The organism is Listeria cornellensis FSL F6-0969 (assembly GCF_000525855.1).
Taxonomy (GTDB): Bacteria; Bacillota; Bacilli; order Lactobacillales; family Listeriaceae; genus Listeria_A; species Listeria_A cornellensis.
Genome location: NZ_AODE01000022.1, coordinates 1 through 14,911, shown reverse-complemented (window position 1 = coordinate 14,911; position 14,911 = coordinate 1). Strand labels below are relative to the sequence as shown.

At 41.0% G+C, this 14,911-nt stretch carries 14 protein-coding genes and 3 pseudogenes; 5 read left to right on the top strand and 12 right to left on the bottom strand.

Annotated elements, in window-relative coordinates:
• Positions 1-109: 109 nt before the first annotated feature.
• Entirely contained in the window at positions 110-1,018 is a 909-nt protein-coding gene (gene cyoE, locus PCORN_RS10300) for a heme o synthase (RefSeq protein WP_036080102.1), read from the bottom strand.
• 318 nt (positions 1,019-1,336) lie between these two features.
• Between cyoE and PCORN_RS10295 the strand changes: the two genes are divergently transcribed.
• Together PCORN_RS10295 and PCORN_RS10290 are read left to right on the top strand one after the other, a co-directional pair.
• Positions 1,337-2,254 (top strand): COX15/CtaA family protein, encoded by a 918-nt coding sequence (locus tag PCORN_RS10295; RefSeq protein ID WP_036080100.1) that lies wholly within the window; start codon positions 1,337-1,339, stop codon positions 2,252-2,254.
• Positions 2,255-2,348: 94 nt separating this feature from the next.
• On the top strand, positions 2,349-3,131 hold the full coding sequence (locus tag PCORN_RS10290) for a potassium channel family protein (protein ID WP_149024315.1): 783 nt from the start codon (positions 2,349-2,351) through the stop codon (positions 3,129-3,131).
• On the opposite strand, the pseudogene PCORN_RS21100 reads toward PCORN_RS10290, so the two are convergent.
• From PCORN_RS21100 to PCORN_RS21095, 9 genes and pseudogenes are all read right to left on the bottom strand, one after another.
• Positions 3,120-3,536: pseudogene (locus PCORN_RS21100) on the bottom strand (VOC family protein). The gene PCORN_RS10290 and the pseudogene PCORN_RS21100 overlap by 12 nt on opposite strands.
• An 81-nt stretch (positions 3,537-3,617) precedes the next feature.
• Entirely contained in the window at positions 3,618-4,280 is a 663-nt protein-coding gene (locus PCORN_RS10280; protein WP_036080097.1) for an MOSC domain-containing protein, read from the bottom strand.
• 516 nt (positions 4,281-4,796) lie between these two features.
• Complete coding sequence (locus tag PCORN_RS10275) at positions 4,797-5,306, bottom strand: YcnI family copper-binding membrane protein (protein WP_149024314.1); 510 nt, start codon at positions 5,304-5,306, stop codon at positions 4,797-4,799.
• A gap of 16 nt (positions 5,307-5,322) precedes the next feature.
• Positions 5,323-6,936 carry a copper resistance CopC/CopD family protein gene (locus tag PCORN_RS10270; protein ID WP_036080091.1) on the bottom strand — a complete coding sequence of 538 codons (1,614 nt, stop codon included), beginning with the start codon at positions 6,934-6,936 and terminating at the stop codon, positions 5,323-5,325.
• Between the two features lie 315 nt (positions 6,937-7,251).
• Complete coding sequence (locus PCORN_RS10265) at positions 7,252-7,974, bottom strand: GntR family transcriptional regulator (RefSeq protein WP_036080088.1); 723 nt, start codon at positions 7,972-7,974, stop codon at positions 7,252-7,254.
• Positions 7,975-8,128: 154 nt separating this feature from the next.
• Positions 8,129-8,833 (bottom strand): glucosamine-6-phosphate deaminase, encoded by a 705-nt coding sequence (locus PCORN_RS10260; RefSeq protein ID WP_036080085.1) that lies wholly within the window; start codon positions 8,831-8,833, stop codon positions 8,129-8,131.
• Positions 8,834-8,846: 13 nt separating this feature from the next.
• Entirely contained in the window at positions 8,847-9,986 is a 1,140-nt protein-coding gene (gene nagA, locus PCORN_RS10255; protein WP_036080082.1) for an N-acetylglucosamine-6-phosphate deacetylase, read from the bottom strand.
• A gap of 180 nt (positions 9,987-10,166) precedes the next feature.
• Positions 10,167-11,035 (bottom strand): annotated as a pseudogene (locus PCORN_RS10250) (PspA/IM30 family protein).
• A gap of 29 nt (positions 11,036-11,064) precedes the next feature.
• Positions 11,065-11,363: pseudogene (locus tag PCORN_RS21095) on the bottom strand (lmo0954 family membrane protein).
• A gap of 425 nt (positions 11,364-11,788) precedes the next feature.
• Here PCORN_RS21095 and PCORN_RS10240 point away from each other — a divergent pair.
• Entirely contained in the window at positions 11,789-12,034 is a 246-nt protein-coding gene (locus PCORN_RS10240; protein ID WP_051999389.1) for a DUF3116 family protein, read from the top strand.
• 20 nt (positions 12,035-12,054) lie between these two features.
• Here the strand turns inward: PCORN_RS10240 and PCORN_RS10235 are convergent, their stop codons facing one another.
• On the bottom strand, positions 12,055-12,303 hold the full coding sequence (locus tag PCORN_RS10235) for a hypothetical protein (RefSeq protein WP_051999388.1): 249 nt from the start codon (positions 12,301-12,303) through the stop codon (positions 12,055-12,057).
• A gap of 104 nt (positions 12,304-12,407) precedes the next feature.
• Complete coding sequence (locus PCORN_RS10230) at positions 12,408-12,866, bottom strand: DUF4064 domain-containing protein (RefSeq protein ID WP_036080079.1); 459 nt, start codon at positions 12,864-12,866, stop codon at positions 12,408-12,410.
• Between the two features lie 153 nt (positions 12,867-13,019).
• Here PCORN_RS10230 and PCORN_RS10225 point away from each other — a divergent pair, with 153 nt between their 5' ends.
• Together PCORN_RS10225 and PCORN_RS10220 are read left to right on the top strand one after the other, a co-directional pair.
• Positions 13,020-13,856, top strand: coding sequence for an alpha/beta fold hydrolase (locus PCORN_RS10225; RefSeq protein WP_036080076.1), 837 nt, complete (start codon positions 13,020-13,022; stop codon positions 13,854-13,856).
• A 69-nt stretch (positions 13,857-13,925) separates the two neighbouring features.
• Positions 13,926-14,738, top strand: coding sequence for an alpha/beta hydrolase (locus PCORN_RS10220; RefSeq protein ID WP_241433162.1), 813 nt, complete (start codon positions 13,926-13,928; stop codon positions 14,736-14,738).
• The last annotated feature ends 173 nt before the right edge of the window (positions 14,739-14,911 follow it).

The window sequence follows — 14,911 nt, the reverse complement described above, 5'->3', positions numbered from 1 at the left end:
TCCTTCACGCTACTTCTTCTATTGTATCGGCTTTTCCCGAAAATTACTAGTACGAAAATCGACATTTTTCGCAAAATAAAAGCCCAACTCTAAAGTCAGGCTCCGCTTCTTATAAAAATACGCCGATAACAACCATCGATACAAAAAGAATCGTCATGTAATTAATCGAGTACACAAAACTAATACGCGCCCATTTCATGCTATCTTCCATCTTAAATCCATATAAACATAGCATTAACCAAATCACATTCAAAACGGTTGCTAGAATCACATAAACGAGCCCTAACTCCCACATAAAGAATGGCAAAATAGTTAGTAATACAACCCAGAAAAGCGTGCTCCACTTCGTCCGTTCGATACCTTTGACAACAGGTAACATCGGGATTCCAGCAGCCGCATACTCCTCTTTCCGCTTAATCGCAATCGCATAAAAATGCGGCGGTTGCCAGCAGAACATCACGAGGAATAACATAATCGGCACAGCGCTAAACGTTGGCTCTACTGCAAACCAACCAATAAGCGGCGGCACAGCACCAGAGAAACTACCGATAATCGTGTTGCTAACCAATTTGCGTTTTGCCCACATCGAGTACACAACGACATACAAGAAAATACCTATTAATCCGATTACTCCCGCTTGCCACGTCGTCATAAATAGCAACGCCTCACCGACAACACCAAGTACCGCAGCCACAAGTAGCGCCCGTTTTCCTGAAATTTTACCCGTCATCGTTGGGCGGTTTTTCGTCCGTTCCATAATCCCATCAATATCGCGATCAATGACGTTATTAAAAGCGCCCGACGCAGCGACAACCATTCCTGACCCCAAAATAGTAAAAATAAGAATGTCAAGGTTCTGTATAAAAGAAACCCCTGTTAATTGAAATGCCAGCCACATACCTGTAAAAGCCGTAATCGTGTTGGAATTAACAATCCCAATTTTCACAAGTTCCGTAAAATCTTTCACAGTGAACTTCGTAGCAGCATCGATTTTTGCCGTCTTCTCCATTTGATTCACTTGTTTTCCCCCTTATGTTGCGCTTTACACATTATTCACATAGATATCGAAGCCTGCATTGATCGCCTGTTCACAATATCATTATGGACACCATCCTAACCATTATCGGAAATAAACACCCTATTTGTCAAGCCTTTGGACTTCATTTGAGCACGAAGAACTGCATCTGTAACTTTTGGTTCTCCTTTATATTTCACAAGCCGTGCTCTTTACTTACATTAGTAAACAAGTTAAAATAAGATAGTATATAGCGATGCAAACTAGTTTTGTATGCTCAGTTTTTAATTAATACATATTGAAGGAGGAAACCATAAAAAAATGAAAACTTTTCTAAAAGTCTGGTCCGTCCTAACAATCCTTTGCATGACATTCGTCGTGTTTGGTGGCGCGTTAGTAACGAAGACCGGTTCAGCAGACGGATGCGGGAACACGTGGCCACTCTGTAACGGCCAATTCGTTCGCCTAACAGACATCACACCCGAAAAAATTATTGAGGTGATGCATCGACTCACAACAGGAATTAGCTCGATTTTCGTTATTGTTTTAGCTATTTTAGCATGGATTTATATTAAAGATCGTCGCGAAACGAAACCGTTAGCTATCGTCGCTGTTGCCTTCCTAGTATTACAAGCCTTTATGGGGGCTGCAGCCGTTATGTGGGGCCAAAATCCATATATCATGGCGCTCCATTTTGGAATCTCCATCATTTGTTACGCTGCCATCGTTCTACTTTGTCTGCTTATTTTTGAAGTAGATAACAAGTTCGACGCACGCAACATGGTCATTGGCACCAAACTAAAAGTCAACATCTATCTGCTCACCATCTATACCTATCTCTCGGTCTACACAGGTGCGCTCGTTCGTCACGAAAAAGCAAGCCTCGCAGTTCCAGCATGGCCATTTGAAGATGGAAAATTCGTCATGCCAACCAACGTGCAAGATTACGTACAATATTTGCATCGGTTCGCAGCGTTCATTCTCGTTGTTTGGATTTTATACGTCACGTGGATTGTGTTCCGCGAATACAGCCATTATCGCGTATTGAAATATGCAATGGTGCTTGAAATCATCTTCGTTGCGGCTCAAGCTTTTACAGGAATCATGTCTGTCGTAACAAACGTGAACCTCTATGTAGCACTGGCGCACAGCTTAATTATCACAATGATGTTCGCCCTGATGACCTATCTTTGCCTGCTCGCTAGTCGTAGTAAGCAGAATAGATTACGTATTAGATAACACGAATAAAACCGCCAAACTCGCGTTCCAGATGAGTTTAGCGGTTTTTTGTGATAGAATAGGTGTATTATATAATCAGAAAGTAGGTAATCGGTTGAAAGCTCCACGCCGCACGCTTTATTACGAATTGTTCATGCTCCTGTTAGTCCTGCTCTCCATCCTAACTATCCCGATACATAGCAAGGCAGTTACCATCCTTAATACCGTTATTTGGGCCGTTTTTACAGTCGATTATTTCGCACGGCTAATCCTGGCAAAAGATAAAAAAACATACATCAAAACACACCTATTTCAACTCATTGCGATTTTACCACTATACAGCTTCTTCCGTCTAGCTCGTATCGTTAGTTTGTTTCGAATCCTTCAATTAACAGCTATCGGACGACGCTACATCGCTCCACTCTATACTTTCTTACGGACGAATGGTTTCAATCGGATGATCAATACATTCGTGATTCTCGTCATCGTTATTCCGTTACCACTCATTCTTGTAGAACCAGATATTAAGAATTACCCAGACGCCATCTGGTTTTCCATTGTAACGACAACAACGGTAGGTTACGGTGATATTATCCCAGTCACAGGAATCGGTCGTTTTTTAGCTATTCTCCTAATGCTATTCGGAATCGGTTTCATAGGAGCATTAACATCCACTATTCGTAGCTTTATTACAAACAATAAGAAAAAGCTCAACAGCTCCGAAAAAATCACAAAAATTACGCGAAGCATCGAGCAAGCTGGCACTTTAACAGAAGCAGAAATAAACATGATCCAAACCTTTCTTCACAGCAAAAAAAACACCCGAAGACGCTCCATAAAAAAAAGGTTTGCGCCTCGTCCTAAGACGAAATGCAAACCCTTTTTATTACTCCGTTAAGTTAAAAGACCAACCAACGCCATATTTGTCCGTTAATTGACCAAATTGCTCTGACCAGAATGTTTTTTTGTAATGGCATGATTTTCGTCGCCCCATCGGATAAAGCATCAAAGTACCGCGTTAGCTTCTCCGCATCCTTCGTATCCAATACGAGTGTTACGTTATTTCCAGGAATGAACTCCATGAAATCCGGTGTATCCGAGAACATTACTGTGTCTCCTTCAATTTGAAGACTCGCATTCATTACTAATTTTTTTTGTTTTTTTCATCTATTTCAGGTCCACCTTCTTCCTGAATAGAACCGTACGTCATCATATCCGTACACGTCGAACCAAATATTTCCCCATAAAAATCTAACGCCTCACTTACCTGATCTTTCATATTAATATATACACCTAATGTCATCTTTATTCCCACCTTCTTTTGATTTTACAACGCTTTCATTCGCTAAAATTATATCATACTACTAAAGAAAAGCACACACATTTATTTCTCATTTACCATCGTCAAGTTGATTAAACGCGTCTCCACATCAAAACGATAACGCTCCGCCAGTGCTTCCACCTCTAAAATGCGAATCATCTCTTCTTCTGTTCCATGTCCGTGGAGAATGTTTTCATGGCAATACGCAACTGTCACCAAGTCATCCGGGCGTTCGATGCACACCACTTTATCCCCTAGGCAAATCTCGCCAACCTCAATCGTACGGCATAAATATCCCGTATACCCTGTATTTCTAACTTCTTTGAATAATTCAGATAAATCATTGCGCTTTCCAATCGTTGCACACGGATTACGTGCCTCTGTTACTTGAATAATCGCTTTCCCAATTCTAAAAACATCACCGATACACACATCTTTTTCCAGCATTCCCGTTACTGTCAAGTTTTCACCAAACGCTGCAGGTGGCAACTCGATTCCAAACTGCTCATTCCAGCGCGCGTAGTGCTCTGCGGAGTAAATACAAACGGTACGATCCACTCCGCCGTGGTGCTTCAGGTCCTGTTGCCCATCGTCTAAAAATCCATATTGCGTCAACATTGCTTTCTCAACTGGCTGCTTTACAATTCCCGTCATCATCGACCTCTTCTTACCAATCGCCATCTCTTTTGGCTCACCAATAGCAAGTCCAATAATTTTCCCTTCCATGTCTTCACCCCTCTGATGCTTTCAATTTAACAAAAAAAACGCCGAACTTTCAAGCTCTGACGTCCTTTTTTTATATTTTATTCATGGAGACCTTCACAATTCTGACAATTATCCATAGGAAGATAACGATGTTCACAACAATAATCACACATAGCATGAACATGGCAATAAACGTCATTCCAGAACTGTCGCCCGTTGAAAATCCATATAATCCCAGCGTAATTAAAAATAAGATATTCAATACAGTCGGAACTAAATCGACAAATAACACCGTCTTAGCATGTTTTTTTTACATATTCCGATTTCACAAAAATCCATACTACCGCCGGAAAAATAATTGGTAAGAAGAAGTGGCTAGCGTAGGAAAGTATCGCCCAAACCTTATCCTTTGTCATTCCTATCAAATCCTTTCATTATTTCTTGCGCTTCATCACAAATGTCCAAAGAGCTAGAACAAGTGCTAAAATAGCAATGCTTAGCGAAATCCATTGCATCACAGAAGGGCTTTTTTCATCCTCATCGGTCTCGCTTTTTTCTGTCGCTTTTTTTACCATGTGAATCCGTAGCACTGTCCGATACAGCCTTTGAAATAGTCGTTGTCGCATGAGGATAATCCGCGTCCTCATTTCCAGTCCACTCTACAATGGAGCCATCTTGATAATATTGGTACGCATTCCAATCTACCGTTCCAGCTTTATCTGGATTTTGTGCCACAAAGCTAAAACGTTGGAATTGTCCATTCTGAATGCCACCACCAGTCGCCGTCCAAGTCACCGTGCTATCTGCTTTATTTACCACGACATGCCACCCTGGAACCGGCTCATACGATTGAAAAGCCACGCCCGCTGGTACTTTCACGACCACCTTGATCGTCGCACTTTCTTTTTCTACTGGTACTTTCACCGTGTATGTTTCCCAAGCTCCCGTTGTGGATTCTGCTGGTGCTACCGTTACATGTGCGCTCGCAAGCACTGGCGATATCAGCAACATCGCTCCAGCCAATAAACCAGTCATTATTTTTTTCATTCTATCACACACTCCCTCATTGTTTTATTTTTATGGTAAAACTTTGGTCAATCTCTGAAAAATCCTTTGTTAGTGCGTGAACTTTTATTTCCCAACGCCCTGTCGCATTCAAATATAGACCACTTGTCGCGTATTCATTTTGTGAATTCTTTCGTGCCTCGAACTCCGTCGCTTTTTTATTACCAGATGGAGTCGCCGTCAACGTCACCTTCTGAAAATCAGTTCGCACCTGATTATCTTGATTTGTAAACGTAACGAGAAACGTATTGTCACCAACAATCGCCGGGTCAATTTTTAGGGAAACGAAACCGGAATCCGTTGCCACTTTTTGAGAAAAAGCTTCTGGGGGAGTTGGCGGTGGCGTCTGCACATTCGTCAAAAATGCGGCTACTCCAAGGATGACTATACCAAGGCCAAATTCGACGACAATCGTTTTTGCCGACATCATTTTCCCAGTTTGCCGCATGTACAAATAATGGACCAAACCAAGCGCACCCATCACGAGAAACAGCGCTATTTTAAGCAAAATAACTTTCCCATATTCCGTCGTGAACAATTTCGCCATCGAGCCTAGATTCATTACGCTCATCAGCAACCCGCTCACAATAATCATCCCCACAAAACTTGCGGCCCAAGGACTAAATCGATTCCACGCGACTTTTGCCTCTAGTTGTTTTGGCAGGAGTAAAAATAGCACGACGATGCCACCTACCCATGCCGAAGCACTTACAAGATGCAGAAAATCCATCGGAATCGCGATTGTCTTATCAGGACTCCCCGCTGCATGCCCCTGCATAGCCTTTATAAATAATAGTACCATAAACAAGGCAAGTGGCACTAGCCAAAGCCAGACTTTTTCCAAGCAATTTTTCTGGAAAAGGAGAAACAAACTGAGCATCAAAGCCAGAAGACTCGCAACCTGAACCAACCACAGGTGCCCGATTCTTGACTGCATCACCAATTCCCCCATCGCCGTAAAATCCCAACCGTTTCCACCTGTATAAATCTGAACTTGTAACGGTAAAAATAGCAAGAATCCGATGACCAGTAACCCAAGTCCTGCGAATAAGACACGAATCGTAGTCTTACGCAATTTTAGGCCCACCTCTACTCGATAAAGAGCCAAGAAAAATAATAACACACCAGCCACCAAACTGAAACCTATGTACAAAACAATTTTTACAATCGTACTAGGCCATGATGAAGTCGCATTCGTTGCTGAATCCCCACCAGTTGTAAAGCCTTGGCTCGTTTCACCAACCTTAAAAGAAATAACACCTGAAACCGGATGCCCATCGGCCGATACAACACGCCATTCCGCACTATATACATCATCAGGTAAATCATCCTGCAGACCAACTTCCACCACATGATCGTTCTTTGGGTTAATAAACGCCTTCCCATTCTCCACACGACGCCCATCTGAATCCCTAACAACAACAGAGGGATACTCATTTTGAATCATCTCCGTAAACGTCAATACAATCTTTTTAGGTGCTTGATTTACGGAGGATTGATCCACTGGCGTCGAACTTTGCAAATATGCATGGGCTTGCACTACAGTAGTTGGCACACAGAACAAACACACCGCAACAACCAATCCCACACTCCACCACCAAAATTGCTTCAACTGCCACCGACTCCTTCTTAACGAAAACTTCCTACCCTCTAAGATAACACGCGTCTCGTCTTTGCGAAATTAATTTGCTTCACAAAAGTCGAAAGCCTCACAAGACTCCAACCTCCTTTCATCTTCAAAATTCCTAAACCTGTGTGTACGCAACGACATTCCAATGAAGCGCCACATTATAATCCCATAACTTTGCGTCAATAGGGATCACAAACGCAACCCTAACACACATCTTGTTCTTTATCCCATAAAAACAGGCAAAATAAAGACTGGAATAGTCAAGACATAATTTTATGCTTGACTACTCCAGTCTTTTTATTGTTTCACTCTCGCTACAAATTGGAAGCGATTCCCAACGTATTGCGAACGCGTAAATTCAAACGGCTTCCCATCTTGTAAAAATGTAATTTGGCGTAATTTCATCACCGGTGAACCGAGTTTTACATCCAAATATGGCGCGACTTTTTCAGATACAAGCGCTGCTTCCATAATCTGCTCGGCTTCTCCAATATTTTGACCCAACTTCGACAAAATAGCTTCATAAAGCGAATCCATGATATCTTCTTTATTCAATAACGAAGCAATATTTTCCGGAACAACCACGACTTCAAATAAAATCGGTATCTTATCACCATAACGTATCCGTTCAATCCGCATAACATTACTGTTCTCCGGTAATTGCAATGCCTCACGTTCCTGCGCGCTTGCAGGTCTAATACCATAGGAAACAATCCGTGACGATGGCGTTTTTCCTTCATGCATCATTAAATTCGTGAAACTGGTAACCGCTTCTAAATGTTCTGTCATCTTTTTCTCTGCAATATATGTCCCCGCACCAACCCGACGTTGCAAAATCGTGTCATCCACAAGCCCTTGAATAGCTTGGCGAACCGTCATTCGGCTCACATGAAACATCTCCGCTAACTGCCTCTCAGCTGGAATTGCTTTGCCAACTTGCCACGTACCATCTTCAACTTTCTGCTTAATCTCACCTTGAATTTGAATATAGATCGGAATCCCTGACGACTTATCTATCATTATTTACACCTTCTTTTTTGTAGAAGTGAAGTATAACATATAACACCAAGCTACGCCATTCCTAGAACTAGTCTAGTACATAACCCAAATAAATCGGCGGAAAGCAAGATTCATGGCCTATCCGAAGAAAAACACCTAATATCTTGCTTATTCCCTATAGCAAAGATGCCGCGGCTTTATCTACAACAATCGTCACATCTGGGTGATTTTGCAAGACAGAAGCTGGGATACTTACATCCACTTTGCCTTCTACTGTGTCTTTGATAGCTTGTGCTTTATTTTCGCCAAATGCTAGTAAAATAATCTTTTTAGCGCCCATAATCGACTTAATTCCCATCGAATACGCGTGTGTCGGTACATCTTCTTCATGCTCAAAATAAATCTTGTTCGATTCGCGTGTTGATTCCGTTAGCAAAACTTTATGCGTTGGCGTTTCAAACGGCGTTCCAGGTTCGTTAAAACCGATATGCGCGTTCGTACCGATTCCCAAAACTTGAATATCAATTGGGTGATCTGCCAAAACTTGCTCATAACGTGCACATTCAGCTTCCCCATCTTCCGCTAAACCGTCTGGTAAATAGCTTTCTTTAAATGGCTTTTTCAAGAACAACGCCTCGTTCATATAGAAATGATAGCTATTTGGATCTTCCGCTGAAAGCCCAACGTACTCGTCTAAGTTCACAGCAACCAAGTTCGATGTATCTACATCACTAGTCACAAACTCTTTATATAAATCGGTTGGCGTACTTCCGGTTGCAAGGCCCAGTGTTTTTGCCTCACCGGCTTTGATAGCTTTCTCAATCAGTTGAAAAGCTTCTTTTGATGCTTCTGCTTTTGACTCTTTTACAATAATATTCATGATTTATTTCCTCCTATTGTTTGCTATGTTTTTTCCCGAATGAATAGGTTGCTTGAATGTCAAGCGCATCATTCAAAAGATTAAAGTCAGCATCTTTACCTACTGCAATACCGCCTTTTGAATCCAATTTAAATTCTTCTGCTTGGTTAACCGAGGACATTAATACCGCATCTTCAATCGAACAACCAGTAAATTTCACCATGTTACGGAAAGCATCATCATACATTAATACACTTCCAGCAAGCGTCCCATCTTCCAAACGCGCTTGGCGATCCTTCACAAATACTTTCTGACCGCCTAATTCATAGTCACCATCCGGCATTCCTTTTGCACGCATCGCATCTGTAATAATGTTAATACGCTTCGGACCTTTCACATTGTAAGCCAGTTTAATCATGTCAGGATGCACGTGAATGCCATCTACAATCAATTCTGCATGGATGCTAGGTTCCAACATAACGTGCCCTACAACGCCTGGTTCGCGGTGATGTAGCGGACGACACGCATTGTACATATGGGTCGCGTGGCTCGCCTTGCTGTGAATCAACTCCGCACGAACGGCATTAGAATGGCCCACAGATGGAACAACACCAAGTTCAATACAAAGATCCTCAAAAGCCGGTGACGTACTGTGTTCTGGCGCGTATGTCACCAATTTAATACGTTCTCCACTTGCCTTAAACCATTTTTTGAAAAGTTCCAAGTCAGGCGCGGTAATATATTCTTCTGGCTGAGCACCTTTGAAAACAGGTGACACAAAAGGACCTTCCAGATGAATTCCACCGATTAGAGGCTCATCTTTTGCTACTTCGTCAATGACTTTCAACGCGTTCTCAATATTTTCACTGGATTGCGTCATCGTCGTTGGGAAGTACGTGGTAATTCCCTCGTTCAGCATACCTTGTACTTGTTTTTTTAATTTGACAGGATCGGCATCCATCGCGTCGAAACCAAAGCCTCCGTGCGAGTGAACATCGATAAATCCTGGTACTAATTTCTGACCTTTGGCATCTACAACTTCTTCGCCTGCTACTTCTTGATAGCTTGTCATCGGGCCAACTTCACTCACAGTCTTACTGAACCTCACAAACCCTTCCTCGATAACGGAATCGCCGGTGTACACTACTGCGTTCTTGATTACTTTTGAAGTCATTTAAAAACATCCCTTCTCTAACTGGTCTATACCAATTATTATACAACTTATTTTAAAAAATGCAACTCTTTACGTTGTTTCTTTACCCTAGATTCCAATAACTATGCCTTAGACGTTGAAAATAAAAAAAGATACAGCGCTTCTCCAATCTGAGAAACAGCTGTATCTTTACATCTTTATCTATTTTTGCTCATTTTTATCTTCGTTTGGTACATCTTTCTTTTCAAGTTCAGGAATAAGAACTTCCTTTTCTTCTGGCTTGTCTTCCTTCGCTTGCTTCTTCGCGTCACGCTCCAAGTCCTCTAACATTTCCTCCATCGAAGCATTGTCTTTTTTCTTAAAGTTTTGTTTCTCGCGCTCGATAATTTCATCGACCATTTGCGTGAAATCTTGTGTCTTTCCTTTGATAGCTTCTTTTCCTTTTGCCGTTTTCTTCTCTAATTCTGCCATTAATTCATCAAATGTTTGTGAGAGTTCACTTGTCATGTCTGCTTGTTTTTTTAGCTGTATTAGCAAGATCGCGTTGTTTCTGTGCTTCGTGATAGTCTGTAACGCTGCCCCAGCTCATATCATGAATGACTTTATCCATTTTTTCAGCTGTTTCTGTTGCATTCTTTTCGGCTGTCTCTGCTAGGTGTTGTGTCTTTAGGTTCTTCCATTTCAGACGCATCTCGTGCATTTTTAATTCTAACGTATCTAATTGCTCAGAAGCACTATCATAGTGTCCTTGTGTGGTTGCCAACTGCTCTTTGTACTGTGCTACTTCTTCTTTTGCGAAGTTCGCTAGTTTTGTTTCGCCAGCTTCTTCCGCGATTCCTGCTTGGTATTCACGTTTTTCGATGTATTTTTCGATTTCTGTGCACTCTTTATAGAATAAAGATTTCAGCTCGCGTTGTTTGTCAACCGCACGCTCAATATCTTTCATTTCTTTCTTCGTTTGATCCATATAATAAGATACGGAATTACGTTTCTTCTCTTCGCGCTTTTCTTTCATTGCGTCCCAATCGTTATTCACTGCTTGTTTGAATTTATTAAAAAAAGTTTGTCATTGTTTTTTCCTCCAATTGTTTCGTATCTATTAGTAATCAAATGTATTCGTATTTGTGGTTTTACGCTTATTCTTTGTTAAGAAATAAATCAATGCTACAACAATGGCTACTGTTAGAACGCCGTGCAAATTAGATAAAATGATTAATGCGCCAACACCGATAAGTACGCCATATAAAATCTTTTCGCCTGTATTAGTTGCTATCATACATTTTCTTAGAGCCCAATAACCAAGTGCAGCTCCAAGCGCCGCCATAATCGCGGGCCAAAGGAAAACAATGATGCAATAATAAGTGCTGCGACTAATACGCCAATAATAATTCCTCTCATGATTATGTCCTCCTTGCTTTACTATACAACCATCATAAAATAGATTCCGGATTTCAGTAAGCTACTCGGGTTTGAACTTTCACTACAACTAGAGTCCTACTCCACTATTCTATAGGTCCATCCTATGTATACGATTTCTTATTCTTACTATATCAAATATTGCCCTAACTTACTAGCTCACCTTAAAAACTATCATCTAGCAAAATTAACCTTTTGATTTGTTCGATACACTTTCTATCGATTCTGATTTTTATTTTTTTCTTTACAAAGGTTATACTCGGAATGGGGGTGATAAACCAATGAACTTATTGATTCTCTAGGTATCGGGGGTGATTGTTAACTTTTTGACAACAAGGGCTTTTTCAACGTATGTGTACAGGGGATAATGTACCAATGGGACAAATGGAAATAGAGGTGAAAGGGAAATGAAAAGAGAAATAAATAAGCATTTGACTACCATTTTAAGGCATTTAGATGAGGGTGGTCTATCGCTAACACATTTTAATAAAGCAAGTACGCAGATAGAGAGAAAAACGAACCTTAGCAAAGATATAATTTTAGTTGTCCTCTATACGTTGGAAAGTTACGGTTATGTATTTCGAGTGTATCATTTGGAAGATATAACCTACCACATTACACCAAAAGGAAAACGACTTTTAGAAAAAGAATAGAAATATTGAGATGAAAAAGCCTACCGCAAGTGAAGATGCTTAGCGGTAGGCCATAAGAACATTATTTTTTTTAACGCTTGCCTTCTGTTTTCATAATCAATACTCGTCATCGCACCTTCTGAAATCATATTATTTTCTTCCAAATTAAGTTCTTCTTTCCCTTCCTCAAATGGATCTAATGTTTTTTGATTCCATAGCACATATGCAATGACTCCACTGATGGCGCCTACTGCCGTTCCGAGCAATACCCAGTGCTTCTTATCCTTCATCTCGTATACCTCACCTTCCTAATCGCTATCTCTCTTCCTTTTCCCACTCTAAATGAAAATAAACCGCATCGATGAAAGACACGGTTCACAAAAACGATAGTATTCTATGCTAAAAATGGATCTTTTGGCTTGCGGACAAAGCTTAGTATTGCTGCAATAACTAACAGTAATCCTGGTATGAATCCAGCCACGACAAAACCGCCAATTGTGACGATAATACCTGCAATTAAAAACATAAATCCAGCTAGGATAGGCTTTTTATTTCCAGTAATGCAAATCAGGCCAATAATCAACAAGACCGTGAAAACAATCGTTGCAATTAAGGCAAGAATGGCATATGTATGCACCATATCGAGAATTTGCTTCGCGCTCGGCACATCCGATACGGCAATACCTGATTCCTCTAAACTTTGGTAATAGCTTCGCGTGAAAGATGCGACGCCCTCTTTTGTACTGGCTGCACTATCTAAGATAAACCCTATTGCCGTAAACCCAACTAAGGTTACTAATCCGAAAAGCATACCAATGACAGCTAGGACAACCTCTGCTGTACGTTTAATCATATTCTTCTACTCCCTCATTTCTTACATGTTTGTTTTTAGTATACTATAAATACATTCCGCTGTAAAAATAAAGATAGATAGAAGATGCGTTTTTCCGAAAAAACTTGTATACTTTATAAAGATATTGTTATTTTAGAAAAGAGGATTTGGCCTATGTGGAAAAAAAGTTTATGGATGGGATTGTTGTCAGCTATTTTTGTTGCGGCTTCCGTACTGTTATTGCTTCAATTGAATGAAACGCATCGGGAGGTGAATAAAAGTACGACACCGACCATTTTTATTCATGGGTATCGTGGCACGGATAGATCGCTTCATGGGATGATTCGCCGTTTCGATCAGAAATATGATTGGGCTACGGATGCTTTGACTGTAAAGGTTAGTCCAACTGGTGATATCTCTGTGAAAGGTTCGTATAACAGCAAGGAAGCGGGTAATCCACTTATTAATATTGTTTTTGCTGATAATCGAGCTACTGTGACGCAGCAATCCTTATGGACGAAGAAAGTGATGCGCTACTTGAAAGACCATTATGATGTGACGAAATTTAATGCGGTTGGTCACTCGATGGGGGGCGGCGCTTGGGTTTCTTATCTTGCTTCTTATGCTAATAACCCGGATTACCCTGAAGTCGAGAAGATCGTCTTTTTAGCGGTTCCGTTTTATCCGGAAGAGTATGTAAACGGCGATCAGGAAGTGGATTTGCAAAACGCGAGTGCTATTCATACTAAGTTCGCCAAGCAGATGGAGCAGAAGCTTAAATCTACGACGCGAATTATGATTATTGGTGGTAATTTGGAAGATGGATCGAACAGTGATGGCGAAGTCAAAATTGATAGTGTCATGTATGGGAAAGAGCTGTTTACGAATCAATATGTAGAGGCCCACACGCTGACCGGTCCAACCGCAAAACATAGTAACATGCATGAATTACCGGTAGTTGATGACTATGTTGCTAAATTCTTATGGGGATTTAAGGAGTCGACGAAATGAAAAAGATTTTAATCGTTTTTACTGTTTTAGCGGTTTTTGCTGTAGGATTCGGCTTCATCTTTGCCACGCATGATGCGGCGGAAAAAAAAGCCTCAGACAACAGATAATGTTGCAAAGAAAACGGCGACAAAAGACGCGGCTGCCCAAGTAAAAAGTATCGAGACACCAACACTGTTCCTACATGGCTATTCTGGAACGAAAAATTCGATGGGCCACATGATGGACCGACTTGCTAGAAATGGGGATGCCGCTCGCTCGCTCGTTCTTTCAGTCTCACCAGAAGGCAAGGTGAAAGCAACTGGTGATTGGGACAAATTTGCGACAAAACCGTTGATTCAAATCCTTTTTGAGGATAATAAAAGTTCTTTGACTAATCAAACGATCTGGTTGCAAAATGTAATGCGTACACTCAAAAGCGAGTATCATATCCCTACTGTGAATGTCGTTGGTCATTCGATGGGCGGTGTTGACTGGGTGAGTTATTTGGAAGAAGGCAGCGACAGAGATGATTTTCCAACGGTGACAAAGTTGGTTGCTATTGGCGCTCCTTTTAATGGGCTAGTCATTGGTGAAGATGGCAAAACGGCATATGATTTAACAGAAAATGGCCCTGAGACGAAAACAGAACGGTATCAAAATTTTATGACGAATAAAAAAGCACTACCTGCTACGCTAGAAGTTTTGAATATTGCTGGGGATGTGCAGGATGGCACGAAAAGTGATACGAGCGTTTCTCTAGCCAGTGCGTTATCTGGTAAATTTATTTTTGATCAGGTCGCTAGTTATAAAGAGCTTGTGTTTACTGGTAGTAAGGCGCAACATAGTAAACTTCACGAAAACAAAGAGGTTGATAAGGCTGTGAAACAATTTCTCTGGCCATAAACAAAAAGGCGCTACGTCCGATTATACTGAACTGCCCCCTGTCAAGTAGACAGGCTAAAAAAACAAAAAAGAAAATAATATGACTTGGAACAAAAATACCATATTTATCTGTTCAACTACGCTTCATTGATGGCCTTATTTCGATATTCACTCGGAGTAAGGCTATTAAATTT

Excerpts from the sequence above, each read along its gene's own strand:
- PCORN_RS10225 (WP_036080076.1), top strand. The coding sequence starts at position 13,020 with ATGTGGAAAAAAAGTTTATGGATGGGATTGTTGTCAGCTATTTTTGTT.
- PCORN_RS10220 (WP_241433162.1), top strand. The coding sequence starts at position 13,926 with ATGATGCGGCGGAAAAAAAAGCCTCAGACAACAGATAATGTTGCAAAG.
- PCORN_RS10295 (WP_036080100.1), top strand. The coding sequence starts at position 1,337 with ATGAAAACTTTTCTAAAAGTCTGGTCCGTCCTAACAATCCTTTGCATG.
- nagA (WP_036080082.1), bottom strand. The coding sequence starts at position 9,986 with ATGACTTCAAAAGTAATCAAGAACGCAGTAGTGTACACCGGCGATTCC.
- PCORN_RS10235 (WP_051999388.1), bottom strand. The coding sequence starts at position 12,303 with ATGAAGGATAAGAAGCACTGGGTATTGCTCGGAACGGCAGTAGGCGCC.
- PCORN_RS10280 (WP_036080097.1), bottom strand. The coding sequence starts at position 4,280 with ATGGAAGGGAAAATTATTGGACTTGCTATTGGTGAGCCAAAAGAGATG.
- PCORN_RS10265 (WP_036080088.1), bottom strand. The coding sequence starts at position 7,974 with ATGATAGATAAGTCGTCAGGGATTCCGATCTATATTCAAATTCAAGGT.
- PCORN_RS10230 (WP_036080079.1), bottom strand. The coding sequence starts at position 12,866 with ATGATTAAACGTACAGCAGAGGTTGTCCTAGCTGTCATTGGTATGCTT.
- PCORN_RS10275 (WP_149024314.1), bottom strand. The coding sequence starts at position 5,306 with ATGAAAAAAATAATGACTGGTTTATTGGCTGGAGCGATGTTGCTGATA.
- PCORN_RS10240 (WP_051999389.1), top strand. The coding sequence starts at position 11,789 with ATGAAAAGAGAAATAAATAAGCATTTGACTACCATTTTAAGGCATTTA.
- PCORN_RS10260 (WP_036080085.1), bottom strand. The coding sequence starts at position 8,833 with ATGAATATTATTGTAAAAGAGTCAAAAGCAGAAGCATCAAAAGAAGCT.